At 43.4% G+C, this 16,430-nt stretch carries 10 protein-coding genes; all 10 read left to right on the forward strand.

Annotated elements, in window-relative coordinates; genetic code table 11:
• Positions 1-134 precede the first annotated feature (134 nt).
• The 10 genes from VGD82_RS02515 to VGD82_RS02560 all read left to right on the forward strand — a co-directional run bounded on the left by VGD82_RS02515 (position 135) and on the right by VGD82_RS02560 (position 16,231).
• Positions 135-1,634 (forward strand): sensor histidine kinase, encoded by a 1,500-nt coding sequence (locus VGD82_RS02515; protein ID WP_331018888.1) that lies wholly within the window; start codon positions 135-137, stop codon positions 1,632-1,634.
• Between the two features lie 33 nt (positions 1,635-1,667).
• On the forward strand, positions 1,668-2,318 hold the full coding sequence (locus tag VGD82_RS02520; protein WP_331018889.1) for a response regulator transcription factor: 651 nt from the start codon (positions 1,668-1,670) through the stop codon (positions 2,316-2,318).
• A gap of 198 nt (positions 2,319-2,516) precedes the next feature.
• A complete protein-coding gene (locus tag VGD82_RS02525) occupies positions 2,517-7,508 on the forward strand; it encodes a tetratricopeptide repeat protein (RefSeq protein ID WP_331018890.1) in 4,992 nt (1,663 codons plus the stop codon).
• A gap of 62 nt (positions 7,509-7,570) precedes the next feature.
• Positions 7,571-8,029 (forward strand): acyltransferase, encoded by a 459-nt coding sequence (locus VGD82_RS02530; RefSeq protein WP_331018891.1) that lies wholly within the window; start codon positions 7,571-7,573, stop codon positions 8,027-8,029.
• A 6-nt stretch (positions 8,030-8,035) separates the two neighbouring features.
• On the forward strand, positions 8,036-10,672 hold the full coding sequence (locus VGD82_RS02535; RefSeq protein WP_331018892.1) for a glycosyltransferase 61 family protein: 2,637 nt from the start codon (positions 8,036-8,038) through the stop codon (positions 10,670-10,672).
• A complete protein-coding gene (locus tag VGD82_RS02540) occupies positions 10,672-11,190 on the forward strand; it encodes an adenylyl-sulfate kinase (protein ID WP_331018893.1) in 519 nt (172 codons plus the stop codon). The genes VGD82_RS02535 and VGD82_RS02540 overlap by 1 nt, the downstream gene beginning before the upstream one ends.
• Positions 11,187-12,527 (forward strand): formyltransferase family protein, encoded by a 1,341-nt coding sequence (locus tag VGD82_RS02545; RefSeq protein WP_331018894.1) that lies wholly within the window; start codon positions 11,187-11,189, stop codon positions 12,525-12,527. Before VGD82_RS02540 ends, VGD82_RS02545 begins: the two co-directional genes overlap by 4 nt.
• Complete coding sequence (locus VGD82_RS02550) at positions 12,524-14,920, forward strand: PEP-utilizing enzyme (RefSeq protein ID WP_331018895.1); 2,397 nt, start codon at positions 12,524-12,526, stop codon at positions 14,918-14,920. Before VGD82_RS02545 ends, VGD82_RS02550 begins: the two co-directional genes overlap by 4 nt.
• Positions 14,910-15,512: a gamma-glutamyl-gamma-aminobutyrate hydrolase family protein gene (locus tag VGD82_RS02555; RefSeq protein WP_331018896.1), complete on the forward strand. Its 603-nt coding sequence runs from the start codon at positions 14,910-14,912 to the stop codon at positions 15,510-15,512. Before VGD82_RS02550 ends, VGD82_RS02555 begins: the two co-directional genes overlap by 11 nt.
• Positions 15,509-16,231 carry a phosphocholine cytidylyltransferase family protein gene (locus VGD82_RS02560; protein WP_331018897.1) on the forward strand — a complete coding sequence of 241 codons (723 nt, stop codon included), beginning with the start codon at positions 15,509-15,511 and terminating at the stop codon, positions 16,229-16,231. The genes VGD82_RS02555 and VGD82_RS02560 overlap by 4 nt, the downstream gene beginning before the upstream one ends.
• Positions 16,232-16,430 lie beyond the last annotated feature (199 nt).

Here is a 16,430-nt window from a genome sequence, read left to right on the forward strand (position 1 = left end):
TTGAGTGGTAGCAAGTTAAGTGTGGGATTAGCCCTTTTACATAGGCACTTAAATGTATAATGAACTTATCTGTTGCAGGCTATTGTTGTGATGTTGTATTTATATAACTTATTGAAAAGATAAGGTTTAATCAAATGACTGTTTCAGCCAACCCGCCTCTTATCGCACTACCGTCATTTTTAAGTGAAGGTTCGCCGTTATTGAATGAGTTGCTGCACACTGTTGCAGATGAATTTTACCTACTAGCTGCCCCAGATATGAAGTTGGTATACGCAAATGCAAGTGTATTAAGCAATACCGGCTATGACTTGGTCTGCCTACAAAAGCTGCCATTATCCGATGTACTAGGTGTTTCCAAAACCAAACTGCAATCGCATTTACAGGCACATGCCGGCGAGGCTAAGTTTTTACGGTTAATGCAGGATCAGGCGCCCGTGGTCGGGCGTGTTAGCCATGAACAATTGCGCGTTAAAATCATTGCCTCAGAGCAATCTCCATTTTTGTTATTGATTAAAAGTGATCTTTCACCCATTTCAGGCAGTGATTGTCATGATTGTGCACAAACGTTCAATCAGGTGCTGATGGATAGTGAGTCTAGGGTAGAGGCGATTATCTCCAATACACCGGGGCTGGTGTTTCAGTTACAGCTCGATCCGCGGGGTGATATTGTTTTTACTTACCTTAGTGAGGGCTGTAAGGCTTTGTTAGGCTTTAATGCCGCTGACTTGATGCAGGAATCAAAGCTGTTTTTTGCGATGATGAACCCAAGGGATAAAGCATCATTAAGAAAGCGCTTAGTCCAGTCTGCGGACGCGCTCACCCAGTTGGATTGGGAGGGAAGGGTGTGGATTAATGACTGGCAGGATAATAAGTGGATAAATCTGCGTGCAATTCCTAAGGTGTTGAATGATGGTGTGATTCAATGGGTTGGTATTATGATTAATATTACCCAAAGCAAGAATGAAAAGCTTGAATTGCAGGAATCTCGCCATGAGTTAGCGCAATTAACCGCGCATATGAACCAAATCAAAGAGTTAGAGCGTACTCGGATAGCACGAGAAATACACGATGATTTGGGTGGGAATTTAACCGCAATTAAAATTGGCTTAACCTCCATTATTAATCGCTTGGCTACTGGTCTGCCTGTCTCTGTTGAGCAGGCCAAAGGCTTGGAATCAATTGTAGACAACACATTTGAGGCTATACATAAAATATCCAGTGATTTAAGGCCGAATATACTAGATTTAGGGATTGTGGCGGCGCTTGAATGGCAGGCTAAAGAGTTTGAAAAGCAGGTGGGAATATCGTGCACTTTCACTACGAATCAAGCTGATATCGTGGTGACGCCGGATCAGGCCATCACTTTATTTAGAATATGTCAGGAATCGATGTCCAATATTGCTAAGCATGCGAATGCGACCTCAGTGCATGTAGATTTGAATTTACATTATGGTGAAATAATCATGAAAATTAGTGATAATGGTATTGGTATCAATACTGCCGATACTTACAAGCCTAATTCTTTTGGTTTAAGAGGTATGCAGGAACGAGTTTCCGCTCTATATGGTAGTTTTGACATTGACCAGTTAGCTGATCAAGGTACAGTTGTTGCGGTCACTTTGCCAATAGAGTAGGGTTGCTGTTCATAGAAGGAAATGATGGTGTGAATGATGAGTAAAAAACCTAAAATAAAAGTCATTATCGCAGATGATCATGCCATTTTAAGGGCTGGCCTCAAGCAAATTCTGTCTGAAACCGATGATATATTGGTGATTGCAGAAGCGCAAAATGCAAACGAAGCCATCAAGCTGGGCTCGCAGCCCGATGCGGATGTGTTATTGCTGGATATTTCGCTGCCAGATAGAAGCGGCATGGAGGCGCTCAAGTATATCAAGCGTGAAAACAGCCATATTGCCGTGTTGATGCTCTCTATGCACAGAGAGGATGAATACGCGATTCGCGCTCTAAAGTCCGGCGCTGCGGGTTATTTATGTAAGCAAAGTGCTTCATCAGAATTAGTAAATGCTATTCAGACGGTGGCTAGAGGAAAAAAATACATTACCCCAGAGGTGGCGGAAATCTTGGCTAATCAGGTCGGCCGAGATGATCAAAAGGCGCCACATGAGTTACTCTCCGATCGTGAGTACCAGACCTTTATCATGATTGCTTCCGGTTTATCTGTGACGGATGTGGCGAACAAGCTTTCGCTTTCAGTGAAAACGGTCAGTATGTATCGCGCACGCTTACTAGAAAAAATGCAACTTAAACACAATGCAGAATTAACGCATTATGCTTTTAAGCATAATCTGGTTAGCTAGGGCTAGCGCTTATTGACTTGATGTGGTGATGTGGTTGATGCGAAACTAATCCAAAACTAGTCAAAGTGAGCTGCTTTTATATATTTGTTTCGGGTATCAAACGTGTAGCAGTTTCAGAATAATGTCATTATCTAAAATTAGCGGCAATCACATGTTATATTGCTATTTGCTCGTTAAAACTATGGCTGAATTAGGGTAATGGTTAAAACTAAAAATAATACAAATCCTGCTTTAGATGAAATGAACGCCTTGCTGGCGTTGTTTAATCAAAGAAAACTCCCTGAAGCGCTGGCATTAGCTTTATCCATGGTGAAACAGTACCCTAAGCATGGTTTTGTTTGGAAGGTGCTGGGTGCTATCTATCAAAATCAGGGTGAGGTGGATTTAGCGCTGCAGGCATTAAAAAATGCAGTGTTATTTTTAGTAGATGACTATGAGGCACAATACAATCTAGGTAATTGCTTTTATGACCAGCAGCAGTTAGATGAGGCAGTTAACTGTTACCAAAAAGCGATTCAGCTTAACCCTAGTTTTGCACAAGCACATTACAATCTAGGCAACGCATTTAAAAAACAAGAGTTATTAGAGCAGGCAGAACTAAGCTATAAAAATGCTTTGCGTTTTGATGCTAATAACATTTGGATTTTTGATAATTTAGCGCATGTTCTTTACGAGCAGGGCCGCTTTGCTGAGGCAAAAGCTTATTACGATAAAGCATTAGCCATACAACCGGATTTTGTTGCGGCACATATTGGCTTAGCTGCCGTAGCTAAGGCTTTAGGGCAGTTGCAAGATGCAGAAGACGGTTTTAATAAGGCGATTGCAATTGGTGCCGAATTTGAGGCGTATAGCAATCTAGCAGACCTGTTACATGCTGATGGGCGGCTTGCAGAGGCCGAGGCCTGCATACATGCGGCAATCCTGGCACACCCTCAATCAGTTGATGCATACGTCAAAATGGCGGTGTTCTTAAGGACGCTGGGCCGAGTGCCAGAGTCTATTCCATACTTTATTCAAGCATTGTCTATTGATCCAACACGTAAAGACGTGCATGTTGACCTTGGTTTGGCAAAGGCTGAGCAAGGTTTCTTCTCAGAAGCTGAGGTATGTTACCGCCGTGCCATTGAGTTAGCTCCAGATTATTGGCTGGCATATAACAATTTAGGCTTAGCTTTACACCGTATGGAGAGGTATCAGGAAGCAGAGCTGGCTTTTGATCAGGCCATCGCGTTGCATCCAGAAGAGGCTTTACTTTACAGTAACTTAGGGTTAACGCTAGCTGCACTTGGGCAAATTAAAAAGGCGGAGGCATCGCTAATTAAAGCGATTGAAATTTTGCCGGAATATGTAAACGCGCATATTAACTTGTGCACCAATTATATTGCGCAAGGCCGTTTGGATGAGGCTGAACAAGAGTGCTTTGAAGCGCTTAAATATGACCCTGCCTCCAATAAAGCCAGAAGTAATTTATTGTTCGCCATGAATTATTCTGGGCATCATAGTGCCGAGTATCGTCTACAGCAGGCGCTTGAGTTCGACAAGATGGTTACCGGTAAGGTGGAGCAAGTGTTCACCGCTTGGCATACCAATACTCAAGCTAAGCGCTTACGCATAGGTTTGATGTCTGGCGATTTACGTCAGCATCCAGTGGCCTACTTCCTGGAGCATTGGGTAAAAAATATTGATTTCTCCAAATTTGAGCTTGCTGCCTATTTGACAGATATTCGAGAGGATGCGTTTACCGGCCGCCTTAAACCTAATTTCGCGTATTGGAAATCGTTAGTGGGCATGACGGATCAGGCCGCTGCTGAGTTAATTCATGAAGATGGCATCGATATTTTATTTGACCTTTCAGGGCATACCTCAGGTAATCGTATGCAGATACTTGCCTGGAAGCCGGCGCCGATTCAAGTGAGTTGGCTGGGTTACTTTGCAACGACAGGAATGAAAGCGGTAGATTATTTTATTGCAGATGAAGTTGGCGTGCCGCCAGCTCATCAAAAGCACTTTGCTGAAAAAATAAAATACGTGACTGATACTAGATTGTGTTTTACCGCACCGCATGTTGCGGTGGAGGTTTCCACTTTGCCCGCACTTGCACGTGGTTATATTACTTTTGCCAGCTTTCAAACCTTAGCAAAAGCCGGCGACGAAGTGTTGGCGCTATGGGCAGAGGTCATGCGTGCTATACCTAGCTCCAGGTTGCGCTGGCAGTGTAAATCGTTTGGAGATGCGGATGTGGTGGCTAATATGGTCGCCAAATTTACCAAATTAGGCGTTGGTTCGGACAGGCTGACATTGCTAGGCTCGGTATCACGTGAGGCTTATTTTGTTTCGCACCACGATGTTGATCTGATTTTGGATACTTTCCCGTACCCAGGCGGCACTACCACTTGTGAGGCACTATGGATGGGCGTGCCCACCTTGACACTGGCGGGCGATAGCCTAATTGCAAGACAGGGGGCTAGTATGCTCACAGCTGCTGGCCTTGCAGATTGGGTAACGGAGACTAAAACTGAGTATCTGCATAAAGCGTTGGCACATTGCAGTGACTTGAATAAACTGTCTGATTTAAGAGCAGGGCTTAGAGTACAAGTACTTGCTTCGCCTTTGTTTGATGCAGAACGCTTTGCAATGAATATGGAAACTGCCATGCTGGAAATGTGGCATGCGTATATCAATAAAGTCGACCATGGTGGTACCGTGCCGCAAGTACAGAAAACTCAAGAACTGGAAGCGCAACAAGAGCGTTATGTGCAAATTATTAGTGCTACCCGCTATTCAGAACAGGACTTTTGGAGCAAGTCTGCGCTTGGTCTTTCCCTACATAGGCATTTAAAACAAGAGAGCGGAATTACTGCAAAAGTGGCTTTTAATAACACGCTAGGGCTTTCTACAGTGTTTAACCAGGCGATAGGGCAGGCGGATGATCGCGCTATTCTGGTATTTGTGCATGACGATGTGTGGATTGATGAAGCTAACTTTGTTGATACGCTGATTGCCGGGCTGGCACATTTTGATGTGATTGGAGTGGCAGGCAATAAGCGTAGACTGCCCAACCAGCCAGCTTGGTTATTTACCGATACCGCACTCACTTGGGATGATGATGAGTATTTGAGTGGCAAGGTATGGCATGGGCCACATGCTTTTGGTGAAGATAAATTTTATGGAGAAGTGCCGGCCGCATGTGAGTTACTAGACGGTGTGTTTCTTGCTGTAAGAAAGTCGGTACTCAATGCTGCGCATGTGAGATTTGATCCACAGTTTGACTTTCACCTATATGATATAGATTTTTGCCGGAGTGCCAGAGTAGCGGGTTTAAGTTTGGGTACATGGGCGATCAAGTTGACGCATCAGAGTAAAGGCGCCTTTGGTTCGCCGCATTGGGCACAGAAGTGCCAGCTATATTTTAATAAGTGGGAAAGCAATACGCCCCAACAGCAGGCGCTATATGAAGCTATGAACGGCGTGATGCAGATGGCTCAACAGCACGAAGCAGACGGCCAGTTAGAGCAAGCGGCAACTCTATACCAAGAAGTGCTAAACATTCAACCGGATAATACAGAGGCAAATTATCGTCTAGGTATCGTAGCGTTTAACCTACAGGGAGTTAATGAAGCAATACCGCTACTTGAAAAAGCCGTACAATCTAAACCAGAAGACGAGCAGTATTGGGTTACTTACATTGATGCGCTTATGCAGACTGCAGATGTGGCAACGGTATTAGAGGCTTTGGAGCTGGGGCAGAAGTTTGGTTTAACAACAGAAACCGCGCAACTGATTGCTGAGGATTTTCTGGCGCAAGTTGATGCCAAAACACAGCCCACTGCAACTAACCCTTTAGGCTCAAATGAAGTTATCAAGCAGTGCCTGATGGAAGTATTAAGTGCCAATATCAACGCGATTAATGCCGCATCGACTAAAAGCAGTATTTCTCCACATTTAGATTTGTCTGCTTTCGAGCCCACATTTAATGCACTACTCAGCGATAATCAGCATAACGAAATTCTGTCGCTAATTTATAAGTCTATTAGTGCCATTAAGCTACAGCCGGAATTTATCGGTACCAAGGTTTTTACGCCATATTTCGATCAGATATTAGAAAGTATAGATTTTGCGTTTGGCAACATAGTAGCTAGAGAGCGCAAACTGGCTAATATCGTGATTGCTTCTGAGGTGTACGACTACGGAGGTCACACCAAAGTAATTCAAGAGATTCTGGTATCGGTTGATAATCCCATTTTAATCATTACCGATATCTATGACCGGTTTGCAAAAAATCATTTATTTGAAAAAGTTGCCTCGTCATTTACATGTCCTGTCATGATCTTGCCAAGTGAGGCCTATTTAGACAAGGCAAAAAGGTTAGCTGCTTTTATCAATAGTTGTGCAAAAAATGTATTTGTACTAACGCATCATGAAGATGCCGTGGCAATCGCAGCGTGCCAGAAGACATTGGATGCCAAATATTACTTTGTGCACCATGCAGACCATAACCCCGCATTAGGTAATACGATTGCACATTTTAACCATGTAGATTTATTTGAGCCTATGGCTAAATTGTGTGCAGAAGATCTAAATAAATCAGTGATTTTCTTACCAACATCCTCCCATGATTTAGGTGCAAAGACGTTTAATCAACCTATCCAACAATTTTCTACTGTCACCGCCGGCTCCGCTGGCAAGTTTGCTATGAATGGTGACCTTAGTTTGAGTGGAATTATTCAAGAGTCCTTAAAAACTTGCGGCGGCAAACATTACCACTTTGGTGAGCTTTCTGCTGAGCAAGTACAACTGATTCAGGTTAGCTTGGCACAAGCATCGATAGACCCTACGTTATTTGTATACATGGGTAACGTACCCTCTCTCTGGGAGAGTTTGCTGGCGATTGATGCGCATATTTTCTTAGGTTCTGCACCAACGCCTGGTGGAAAGTCCAACTTAGAAGCCTCAGGTGCTGCGTATCCCTTACTTGCTTATGTCCCAGCGGATGCACCACGTTATCTGTATGTAGGTGCAGAAGCGCAAATTGGTTTAACGTGGTCTACGCTAAATACACTGAGCTTGGGTTTAAGGACAATCATGGCAGAGCATGCGCGGTTCTCTCAGCAATCTAGGCAGTTTTATGTATCAAATTGCTCCAGTGGCATGTTTAAGCAAAAGTTAATACAGCTTTGCGATGCGGCTTAACTAGCTGTCTCTTATAATTGATTTATATCAGTGACAATGTGTAGTAGTGATTAGGATTATTAATGTCGAAAAATATTCATCCGCTCGCCGACTGCCAATCTGAACATGTCGGCGCTGGTACGCAAATATGGCAGTTCACCGTGGTTTTAGCTAATGCAAGAATCGGTGATAACTGCAATATTAACGCGCATTGCTTTATCGAAAATGATGTGGTGATTGGCAATAACGTTACAGTTAAGTGTGGTAACTATATATGGGACGGCATTACCATAGAAGATGATGCATTCATCGGCCCTAATGTCACCTTCACTAATGACAGGTACCCAAAATCGAAAAACACCGCATTTAAATTAGAAAAGACTACTGTTTGCAAAGGCGCCTCTATCGGCGGTGGTGCCGTATTGTTGCCCGGCATTCGAATTGGCGTCGGCGCAGTAGTCGGTGCGGGCTCAGTGGTGACAAAAGATGTTGCTGATCATGCGGTTGTTATCGGCAATCCAGCAAGGCCAAAGAAGGGCTAGCATTAAATGAGTAATCATGTAGATAAATCAAAATTTGAGATTTTTGAGCTGGGGACTGTTGATGACACTGTTGCTAAATTTGGCGGTATAAAGTTAAAAGAGCAAGTTACCTACGTTACGCCTGCGATTCCCATGTTTGGAGAGGCGTGCTCAAATGCAGATGTATTTGAGTCGCATGCCTTAACGCATCCTGCAATTTATTGTGCTGTAGTTAGTGATTTTAAGCTGATAGGCGGCGCAGCTTTCCCCATTATTCAGAATAAAAGCATCTGCCATCAATATTTTTCTACAGAATATTGGGAAACCTCAGAACAAGCTACATTGAGTTGTTATATTAAGCAGGATCAAAATATGATCGGCTATCGCAATATAAAAGAGCGACACAATTACACATGTAGCGTTATCAATCTGGTTGGCAATGGATCATATAACTATGCCCACTGGATGACTGAATTTTTACCTCAGCTTGTATTGCTAAAAGAGCAAGGTCTTGACTTATCGGCCTATAAAATAGTGGTTGACTTAAGATCATACCCCAGTATGTTAGAGGCACTTTTTTTATTGGGGGTGACAGAAGACCAGCTCGTTAAAGTAGATGCCATGTCGTTAAATACCTTCCCTGAAGGGTTGTGGGTGAGCCCCGTGGCAAATATCGTATTTCAGCGACCCAATGCTATCTCTTCGGATGCCCTATATCAACTGGCTGAGCCACAGCATGCCATTTTTCACCCCGATGCTTTAGTCGCAACTAGAAATACTTTTCTGACATTAGTGGCTCAAGAAAAATGTGAATCGGCTCCAGAAAGAATTTTCATTAAGAGATTCTCAGGTAGGCAATATCACGCACGCTCTGTGGTGAATGAAGCTGCAATTCAGCATAAATTAGAGTCAGAGGGTTTTGTCAGCATTGACCCTAGCACTTTAAGTTTTACCGAACAAATCAGAGCTTTTAGTAAAGCAAAATATATTGTGGCGGCATCAGGTGCTGCCTTATTAAATATGATCTGGGCACCAGAGGGCGCAAAAGTTATTGTATTAATGAATGACGCTAAAGTCGTCAATTATTGGTATTTCAGTAATATTGCTTTTGCCGTTGGACACCAGCTAGCTTATGTCTTAGGTAAGGTCGTTGATACTGGCAATTGGAATGATATTAACCATGCAGATTTCGAGATTAGCCTTCAGGCGCTTGTGTCAGCGCTTGAGAGCTTTGGGTTGTATCTAGAGCATCAGCCTATTATCAATCCTGTGCTTGAGGAAGCGTTAACCACTGCAAAAGAGCACTACCAAGCTGGGCGTATCAAGCAGGCTGTAGGCTTGTATTTAGAGGTGCTAGAAATAGAGCCCGAACATGCTGAAGCTAATTACGGTTTAGGTGTCATTGAAGCGCACACTCAAAATGCATCTATTGCTTTGGCTAGATTTGAGCGTGCGGTGATGGCAAAGCCTGAGCAAGAGCAATATTGGGTAAGTTATATCACAACACTCATGCAGTCAGGTGCAATTGATAGTGCAGTGGATGCTTTGGAGTTGGGTATGAAGTATGGTCTTAGCGCTGGCATGGCCAAAAAGTTAGCGGCAGAATTTACGCGTAGTTTTGATATAAATCGTATTGGGTTTTTAGTGCATACACTTGAACTGGTTAATCACTATGCTTGTGTATGGGATTTAATGCCAGAAGGTAGTTTTGATGTTGTGCTGTGCGGTGATGCAGAGACGACGGACTTAGCTTTCTTTGCTCCATGGAAATGTCATGTAGTAAAAGCTAATGAGGTTATCCATGCAAACTCCAAATATCAGTATTTAGTTTCCAATCACCCAATTAATTTATCTGGCTCACCTTTAATAAAGCAATTAGCGAATATTAACGTTCGATTTATGTATGCAGCAGGAAAGTCTGGCTGGAATTTATCAGAATGGAACAGTCTTTACGATGTAATTTTATGTTTTGGGCCATATCATGCGGGCATATTTTCAGAGAGTACTGACGCTGTAGTGGTGCAAATGGGGTATCCAAGGTTTGATCGATATTTTACGCAGCAATTAGACAAAGCTGACTTGCATTCAAGATACGGTTGCGACCCGTTGAAAAAAACTGTGGTTTGGTTGCCAACATGGAAAACATTGTCTTCTGTCACGCATTTTGATGCAGAAATCAGTGCGCTTACTGATCAATATAATGTCATTATAAAATTGCATCCATTAATGCCAGAGAGTGAGCCAGAGCGGGTGGCTGCTCTGCAGCAGCATTACTTTACACATGTAATTACAGACAGCAGTGACAATTTACCACTGTATCAGCTTGCTGATTTTATGTTGTTTGATTACGGTGGGCCGCCTCTAGCAGGAATCTATGCTGATAAAAACTTTATATTGCTAAATGTAGAAGGAGCAATTGATGATGAGTTAACCGGTAAAGACTCACCTGATATTACGATCAGGAAACATCTTGTCAATGTGAACCCTGCAGATGTAGCTATTGCTAAACTGTTAGCGGACCCTTCAATTTGGGAGCAGCAGCGGTCTATGCGACATGTATTAAGAAAACGTTATTTTGCACCTTATTATGGCTTTTCTTCCAGCGTGGCTGCAAATGCATTACTTAATTTGAAACACATGGTTGAGAAAGGCGGAAGCCACTGATGGTAATTTGGTTAATAGGTCTTTCGGGGTCTGGTAAAAGTACATTGGGAAATGAGGTAGCAAGGCAACTGCGCGAGATTAAACCAAATACTGTGTTGCTGGATGGCGATGAGATCCGTAAGGTATTTGCACATGATCGAGGTGACGAGCCATACACGGTTCAAGGGCGCCGCATTAATGCTGAAAGAATTGTAGCATTATGCGAAATGTTGGATAGTCAGGGTATTCATGTCGTGTGTTGTATTTTGTCGATTTTCCCGGATATGCGCTTAGAAAATAGAAAGCGTTTTAGTCAATATTTTGAGATTTTTATGGACGCCCCCTTAGAGGTTTTGATGACGCGTGATGTAAAAGGGATGTATGCGTCAGCGGCAAGAGGTGAGGTAAAGAATGTTGTGGGTATCGACATTCCCCATGAGCGTCCGGTTGGCTCAGACATGACGATAGACACCTCAAAAAATGATGCCACTATTAAAGAGTTAGCCTCAAGCATTCTTGAGCAAGCGGGGTTGATTTGAATCACACAGTTTCTTATGACTACGCCTCAGGCGATTTATTGGAAAATAGGAACACCTATTTTTATACAAAGTTTCATGACAAAGCATTTCTAACAGCATGGCATACGCAGCGTGAGCAGGCGCTTGCTGAAAAGCACGCTATTGATACTGCTGCGAGTGATTTAGATAGCTCTCCTACCATGCACATGATCGACGTGCTGCACAAAAAAATGTCAGAACATCATACTGGTCATCAAACCATTCAAACCTTAAATAGGCTAGTACAGCGCTTTGAGGTGAGTAAACGGCTTCATAGTCGTTACAATTTTAATTGGAGGCCTGTTGACGCAACGGACTATAAAAACTGGAGCCGTTACGTTCGGTTTGCAGAAGTCTTGAATTTGGCCTACGCCATTACTTTGTCGTTACCCTATTTAAACGCCTTGCTTAAGATCATGGATACCTTGACGGCTGCGTATGGGCAATTAAGTGAGTCGCAAAGCAGTCGCGTGCAAAGCTTAGCTGTATCAGAGCGAGGGCATGTTGATGAGCTTTGTTTAAAGTTAGAGAGGCAGCCTATCGAGGAAAGTGCCGCCATTGGACAGAGTGGCCTAGCTTTAGCTGAACCTGTGCCTATAAAACTTAAAGGCATTTTGTTATTAGCCGCGCAGACAGCACGTTCTCAGGCTTATATTCAAGCGTTGATTGCTAATGGCTTGTATCCTGAAAAGGTTATTTTACTGGGTGAAACGCCTTCATTAGAGCAGCAGAGCTTAGCCAATACTAGTTGGCATGGGGTTTTGTTACCGAATCTCTCTGAATCTATTAGCCAAACATGCGATCGAGCAAATATAGAGATAAGCCGATGCAGTTCAGTCGATGTAAACTCAGAAGAGTGTGCAAGCTGCATCTTGGATGCCGAGCCTTCTGTTATTATTTATTCAGGTGTTGGTGGCCAGATTGTGTCTGAACATACGCTGGCATTGGCGCCAAAGTTCCTGCATATGCATTCCGGTTGGCTGCCGCAGTATCGGGGCAGTACCACCCTTTATTATGCGTTGCTAAAAAAAGAGCAACCGGGCGTGACGGCATTATTTCTTGATCGTATGATTGATACAGGGCCAGTAGTGGCACAGAAACATTATCCTATCCCGCCTTTTAGTATGGATGTTGATCGTGTTTATGATGCAGCGATACGTGCGGATTTATTGGTGGAAGTTTTGCGTAATTATATTAGTGCTGGTGAGTTTCCTTCACTTTTTGACCAGCATCTAGATGAAGGTGATACATACTATGTTATTCATCCCATTCTGAAGCACCTAGCGATATTGTCGTTGAAGAAAGATAATGCATCATGAACAAAATAGAGGTATCTCAGGCGTTTAAATTTGGTACCAAAGCGGAAACGCTGTGGAATCTTAAAGATTTGGTCACTGAAGCGTTAGTTCCAGAGATATATTTCTTCACGCGAGATCAATGGTCAACAGCAAAATTAGCCATCCTAGATGAGATTCATCAACAATTTGGCAATAGTACTTTGGCCGTGAGGTCTAGTGGGTTAAATGAAGATGGCGCTAATAGTTCAATGGCGGGTGCGTTTTTAAGTAACCTAAATGTACATAGTGGAGATTGTGATGAGCTGACATTGGCCATTGAGCAAGTATTGCAGTCCATGTCAGGCAACCCTCGCGATCAGGTGCTTGTACAGCCAATGATTAGTGATATTGAAGTAAGCGGCGTCATCATGACATTTGACATGGTGAATGGTGCGCCTTACTTCTGTATTGATTTTGATGATGAGAGCGGACGTACCGATGTTGTTACCAGTGGAAACGGAATTCATAAAAGCTTATTTGTTTATCGCGATGCCCATAGCAGTTTAATTAGGTCACCTAGAATCGCACAATTTTTAAGCCTGGCTAGAGAGCTAGAAGCTATTTGTAAGTGTGCAGCTTTAGATATTGAGTTTGGTATGAATAAGGCTGGGCAACTGTTTCTTTTTCAAGTGAGGCGAATCGCCCTTGCGCGACATTGGCACCCAGTGACTGAGCGTCGTGTGAAAAGGCAATTAGCACATGTTGAAGATTATGTAAGAAATTTATCAAAGCGGCGCGATGGCATTTTGGGCGAACGCACTATTCTTGCTGTGATGCCAGACTGGAACCCCGCTGAGATTATTGGTACGACCCCCAAGCCCTTGGCAGCATCGTTATATCGAGAGTTGATTACCAAGTCGGTTTGGCGTAATGCACGAGCTAGCATGGGGTACAGAGCACTAGATTCTGCCGAATTGATGTTGCTCATCAACAGCCACCCTTATATAGATGTGCGTAACAGTTTTAATTCTTTCTTACCTGCAAGTATCTCTGAGGCGGTAGGGGAGAAGCTTGTTAATGCATGGCTTGATAGGTTGGAAGCATTTCCTGAGTTTCATGACAAGGTGGAGTTCGAAATAGTCCCCACTTGCCTTGATTTCTTTTTTACTGAAGACTTTAAGGCAAGGTATCCAGCATTGCTCAATGATGATGAATTTGAGGAGTATCGGAAAGCGTTAACCGAGCTTACTCATCAGTGTTTAGCGAGTCATCCGGACAATACTTTATATTTGGCTCTGAGGTCTACAGAACAGCTAGAGCGTCTGGAGATGGGAAGAGTAAATGATGAAGGCTATGTGCATCTTGCTAGAGCTGAGTTTCTGCTAACAAAATGTAAGGAGTTTGGTACATCTTCTTTTGCCGTAGTTGCTCGTCATGCTTTTATTGCAGAGGCGTTATTGCGCTCAGCAGTGAGACGAGGAGCACTGAGTGATCAACGATTAACCGAGTTTAAGCGCAGTATCCAGACCATTACAGGCAGTATGCTTGATGAATATGCTCAGGTTTGTAATGGTCAGTTCTCTCGGCTTTCATTCTTTAATAAATATGGCCATTTACGCCCAGGAACCTATGAGGTGACTTCGCTAAGATATGATGAGCGTGATGATTTGTTTGTAGATGCAATGGCGATGCCTGTGAGCATATCTCGTCCAGAGTTTAAGTTATCTGATACAGAAAGTACGCGTATAGATTCGTTACTGCATGAGGCTGGTTTTGGCTCGCTTAATCCCGAGATGTTATTGAGGTACGCAGAAAAAGCGATTGCTGCACGTGAGTATGTAAAATTTGTGTTTACTAGAAGTTTGTCTGATGCCTTATCTGAAATCGTACGATGGGGTGAGTCATATGGTTTATCGCGAGATGATATTTCCTATTTGGAATGGCCACAAATCGTGAAAAGTCTTACTCAGCCAGTGATGGATGATGTCGATAGATATTATCTTGATATTGCAGAATCCGCACGTGGCACTATGTCTGCAGCACATGCGTTCCGACTGGGTCATATCGTCTATGGTGTGCAGGATATTTATGTAGCGACACTTAATCGTAGTGTTCCAAACTTTATTGGGCTAGGCGCAGCATCTGGACGTGTTTTTCAACTTGAGGCGAATACACCAACAACCGTTAATATCAAGAACTGCATTATTTGTATTGAAAATGCAGACCCAGGATTCGATTGGATATTTACGAAAGAGCCTATGGCATTAATCACACGTTTTGGCGGGGCAAATTCTCATATGGCAGTTCGCTGTGCTGAATTAGGTTTGCCGGCAGCGATTGGTTGTGGCGATCAAATCTTTCAACGTGTGTTGCAAGCAGAAAGTGTTGAATTGAACTGTGCAGATAAAATATTAAGGCCGTTGTATGTCAACTAGTAAGCTTCGTATTGGCATCACAATGCGCATACTGCAGGCTGAAGGCTATGATGAGCCGCGAGATGCTTTAGCTAGTGTTTGGGCGAGTTTTCTTAATACAGCATTGCCAGAAGCGATTTGGATGCCATTGCCAAATGTCGGGAGAGATTCAATCAAGTCTTACTGCGAGCAATGGGGCATTAACCGATTGATTCTTTCTGGCGGTGAGGATTTTGGCGTGTCACCTATGCGAGATGAAACAGAGCATCAGCTTTTGGCATGGGCGGCAGAATACAAGATACCTGTACTTGGTGTATGTAGAGGCATGCAAATGATGGCTGCACATAAGGGTATCAGCTTGAAGCTTGTGGATGGACATGTACGTCAACGGCATGCACTGCAAGGGGACTTTACACATGAGGTAAATAGCTTCCACCGGTATAGTTTGGCTGAGTGTCCTCAAGATTTTGTGGTGACAGCGTATGCCGAAGATGGTGAAATTGAAGCAATTAAGCATACCGCCCTACAATGGGAAGGCTGGATGTGGCATCCTGAGCGGGAAGCACCATTTAATACTATTGATATTGATTGTTTGAAAGCATTGTTTAAATGAAAGCCATTATCCTAGCCGCTGGCCGTGGTAGCCGCATGAAAGACCTGACAGATCAGAGGCCAAAATGTTTAGTTGAGCTGCGTGGCAAGACGCTGCTGGAATGGCAGTTGCAAGCATTGCGGAAAGCAGGCGTTAGTGAAATAGCTATCGTTACTGGCTACAGACGCGAGCTATTGGCATCTTACGGTCTAGTCGAGTTCCACAACCCTCGCTGGGCTGAAACTAATATGGTTTCGTCATTAACAAGTGCCGATGAATGGCTAAAGAATGAACCCTGTATTGTTAGTTATTCTGATATTTTTTATGAGGCCTCTGCCGTAAAGTCTCTGATAGATGTGAATCATCGTTTGGCAGTGACTTACGACCCAGGGTGGTTAAAGCTCTGGCAGCAACGCTTTGATGACCCTCTGGTGGATGCTGAAACATTTAAGCTGAACCCTGATAATACGCTGGCTGAAATCGGTGAAAAGCCAAAGTCTGTAGATGAAGTGCAGGGGCAGTATATGGGGCTTTTACGTTTCACGCCGGAAGGATGGGGTGAGGTTGTTAGAATTCGCGATGGTTTAACGCAACCAGAGCGCGACCGTATGCATATGACAGGTACTTTGCAAATGGTCATTCAGGCAGGGCGTGTTGCTGTTGATGCTGTTCCTTATGAACTGCCATGGGGCGAGGTTGATTCAGCAGATGACTTGGAAATATATCAAGTTCAGACTTAACGTTAGAAATATTCAATAGGTATAAAAAGATATTCTGTCGTTATGTCGTATGATTCTACAGTGCCGCTTTTTAATCGTTGATGCACTCTGTACGGCGAGGTCGAATGTTTAGTTGCAATGTTGAGTTTGGTTAACAGCGTGTGGTATCAAAAGTGAGTGATTAAGTTAAAACTCGATTAATCAGGTGTTTAAAAAAATT

Source organism: Methylotenera sp., assembly GCF_036401095.1.
Classification (GTDB): Bacteria; Pseudomonadota; Gammaproteobacteria; order Burkholderiales; family Methylophilaceae; genus Methylotenera.

Bases quoted from the DNA above. Each gene is read 5' to 3' on its own strand.
- VGD82_RS02560 (WP_331018897.1), top strand. From the start codon at position 15,509: ATGAAAGCCATTATCCTAGCCGCTGGCCGTGGTAGCCGCATGAAAGAC.
- VGD82_RS02555 (WP_331018896.1), top strand. From the start codon at position 14,910: ATGTCAACTAGTAAGCTTCGTATTGGCATCACAATGCGCATACTGCAG.
- VGD82_RS02535 (WP_331018892.1), top strand. From the start codon at position 8,036: ATGAGTAATCATGTAGATAAATCAAAATTTGAGATTTTTGAGCTGGGG.
- VGD82_RS02550 (WP_331018895.1), top strand. From the start codon at position 12,524: ATGAACAAAATAGAGGTATCTCAGGCGTTTAAATTTGGTACCAAAGCG.
- VGD82_RS02530 (WP_331018891.1), top strand. From the start codon at position 7,571: ATGTCGAAAAATATTCATCCGCTCGCCGACTGCCAATCTGAACATGTC.
- VGD82_RS02520 (WP_331018889.1), top strand. From the start codon at position 1,668: ATGATGAGTAAAAAACCTAAAATAAAAGTCATTATCGCAGATGATCAT.
- VGD82_RS02515 (WP_331018888.1), top strand. From the start codon at position 135: ATGACTGTTTCAGCCAACCCGCCTCTTATCGCACTACCGTCATTTTTA.
- VGD82_RS02525 (WP_331018890.1), top strand. From the start codon at position 2,517: ATGGTTAAAACTAAAAATAATACAAATCCTGCTTTAGATGAAATGAAC.
- VGD82_RS02540 (WP_331018893.1), top strand. From the start codon at position 10,672: ATGGTAATTTGGTTAATAGGTCTTTCGGGGTCTGGTAAAAGTACATTG.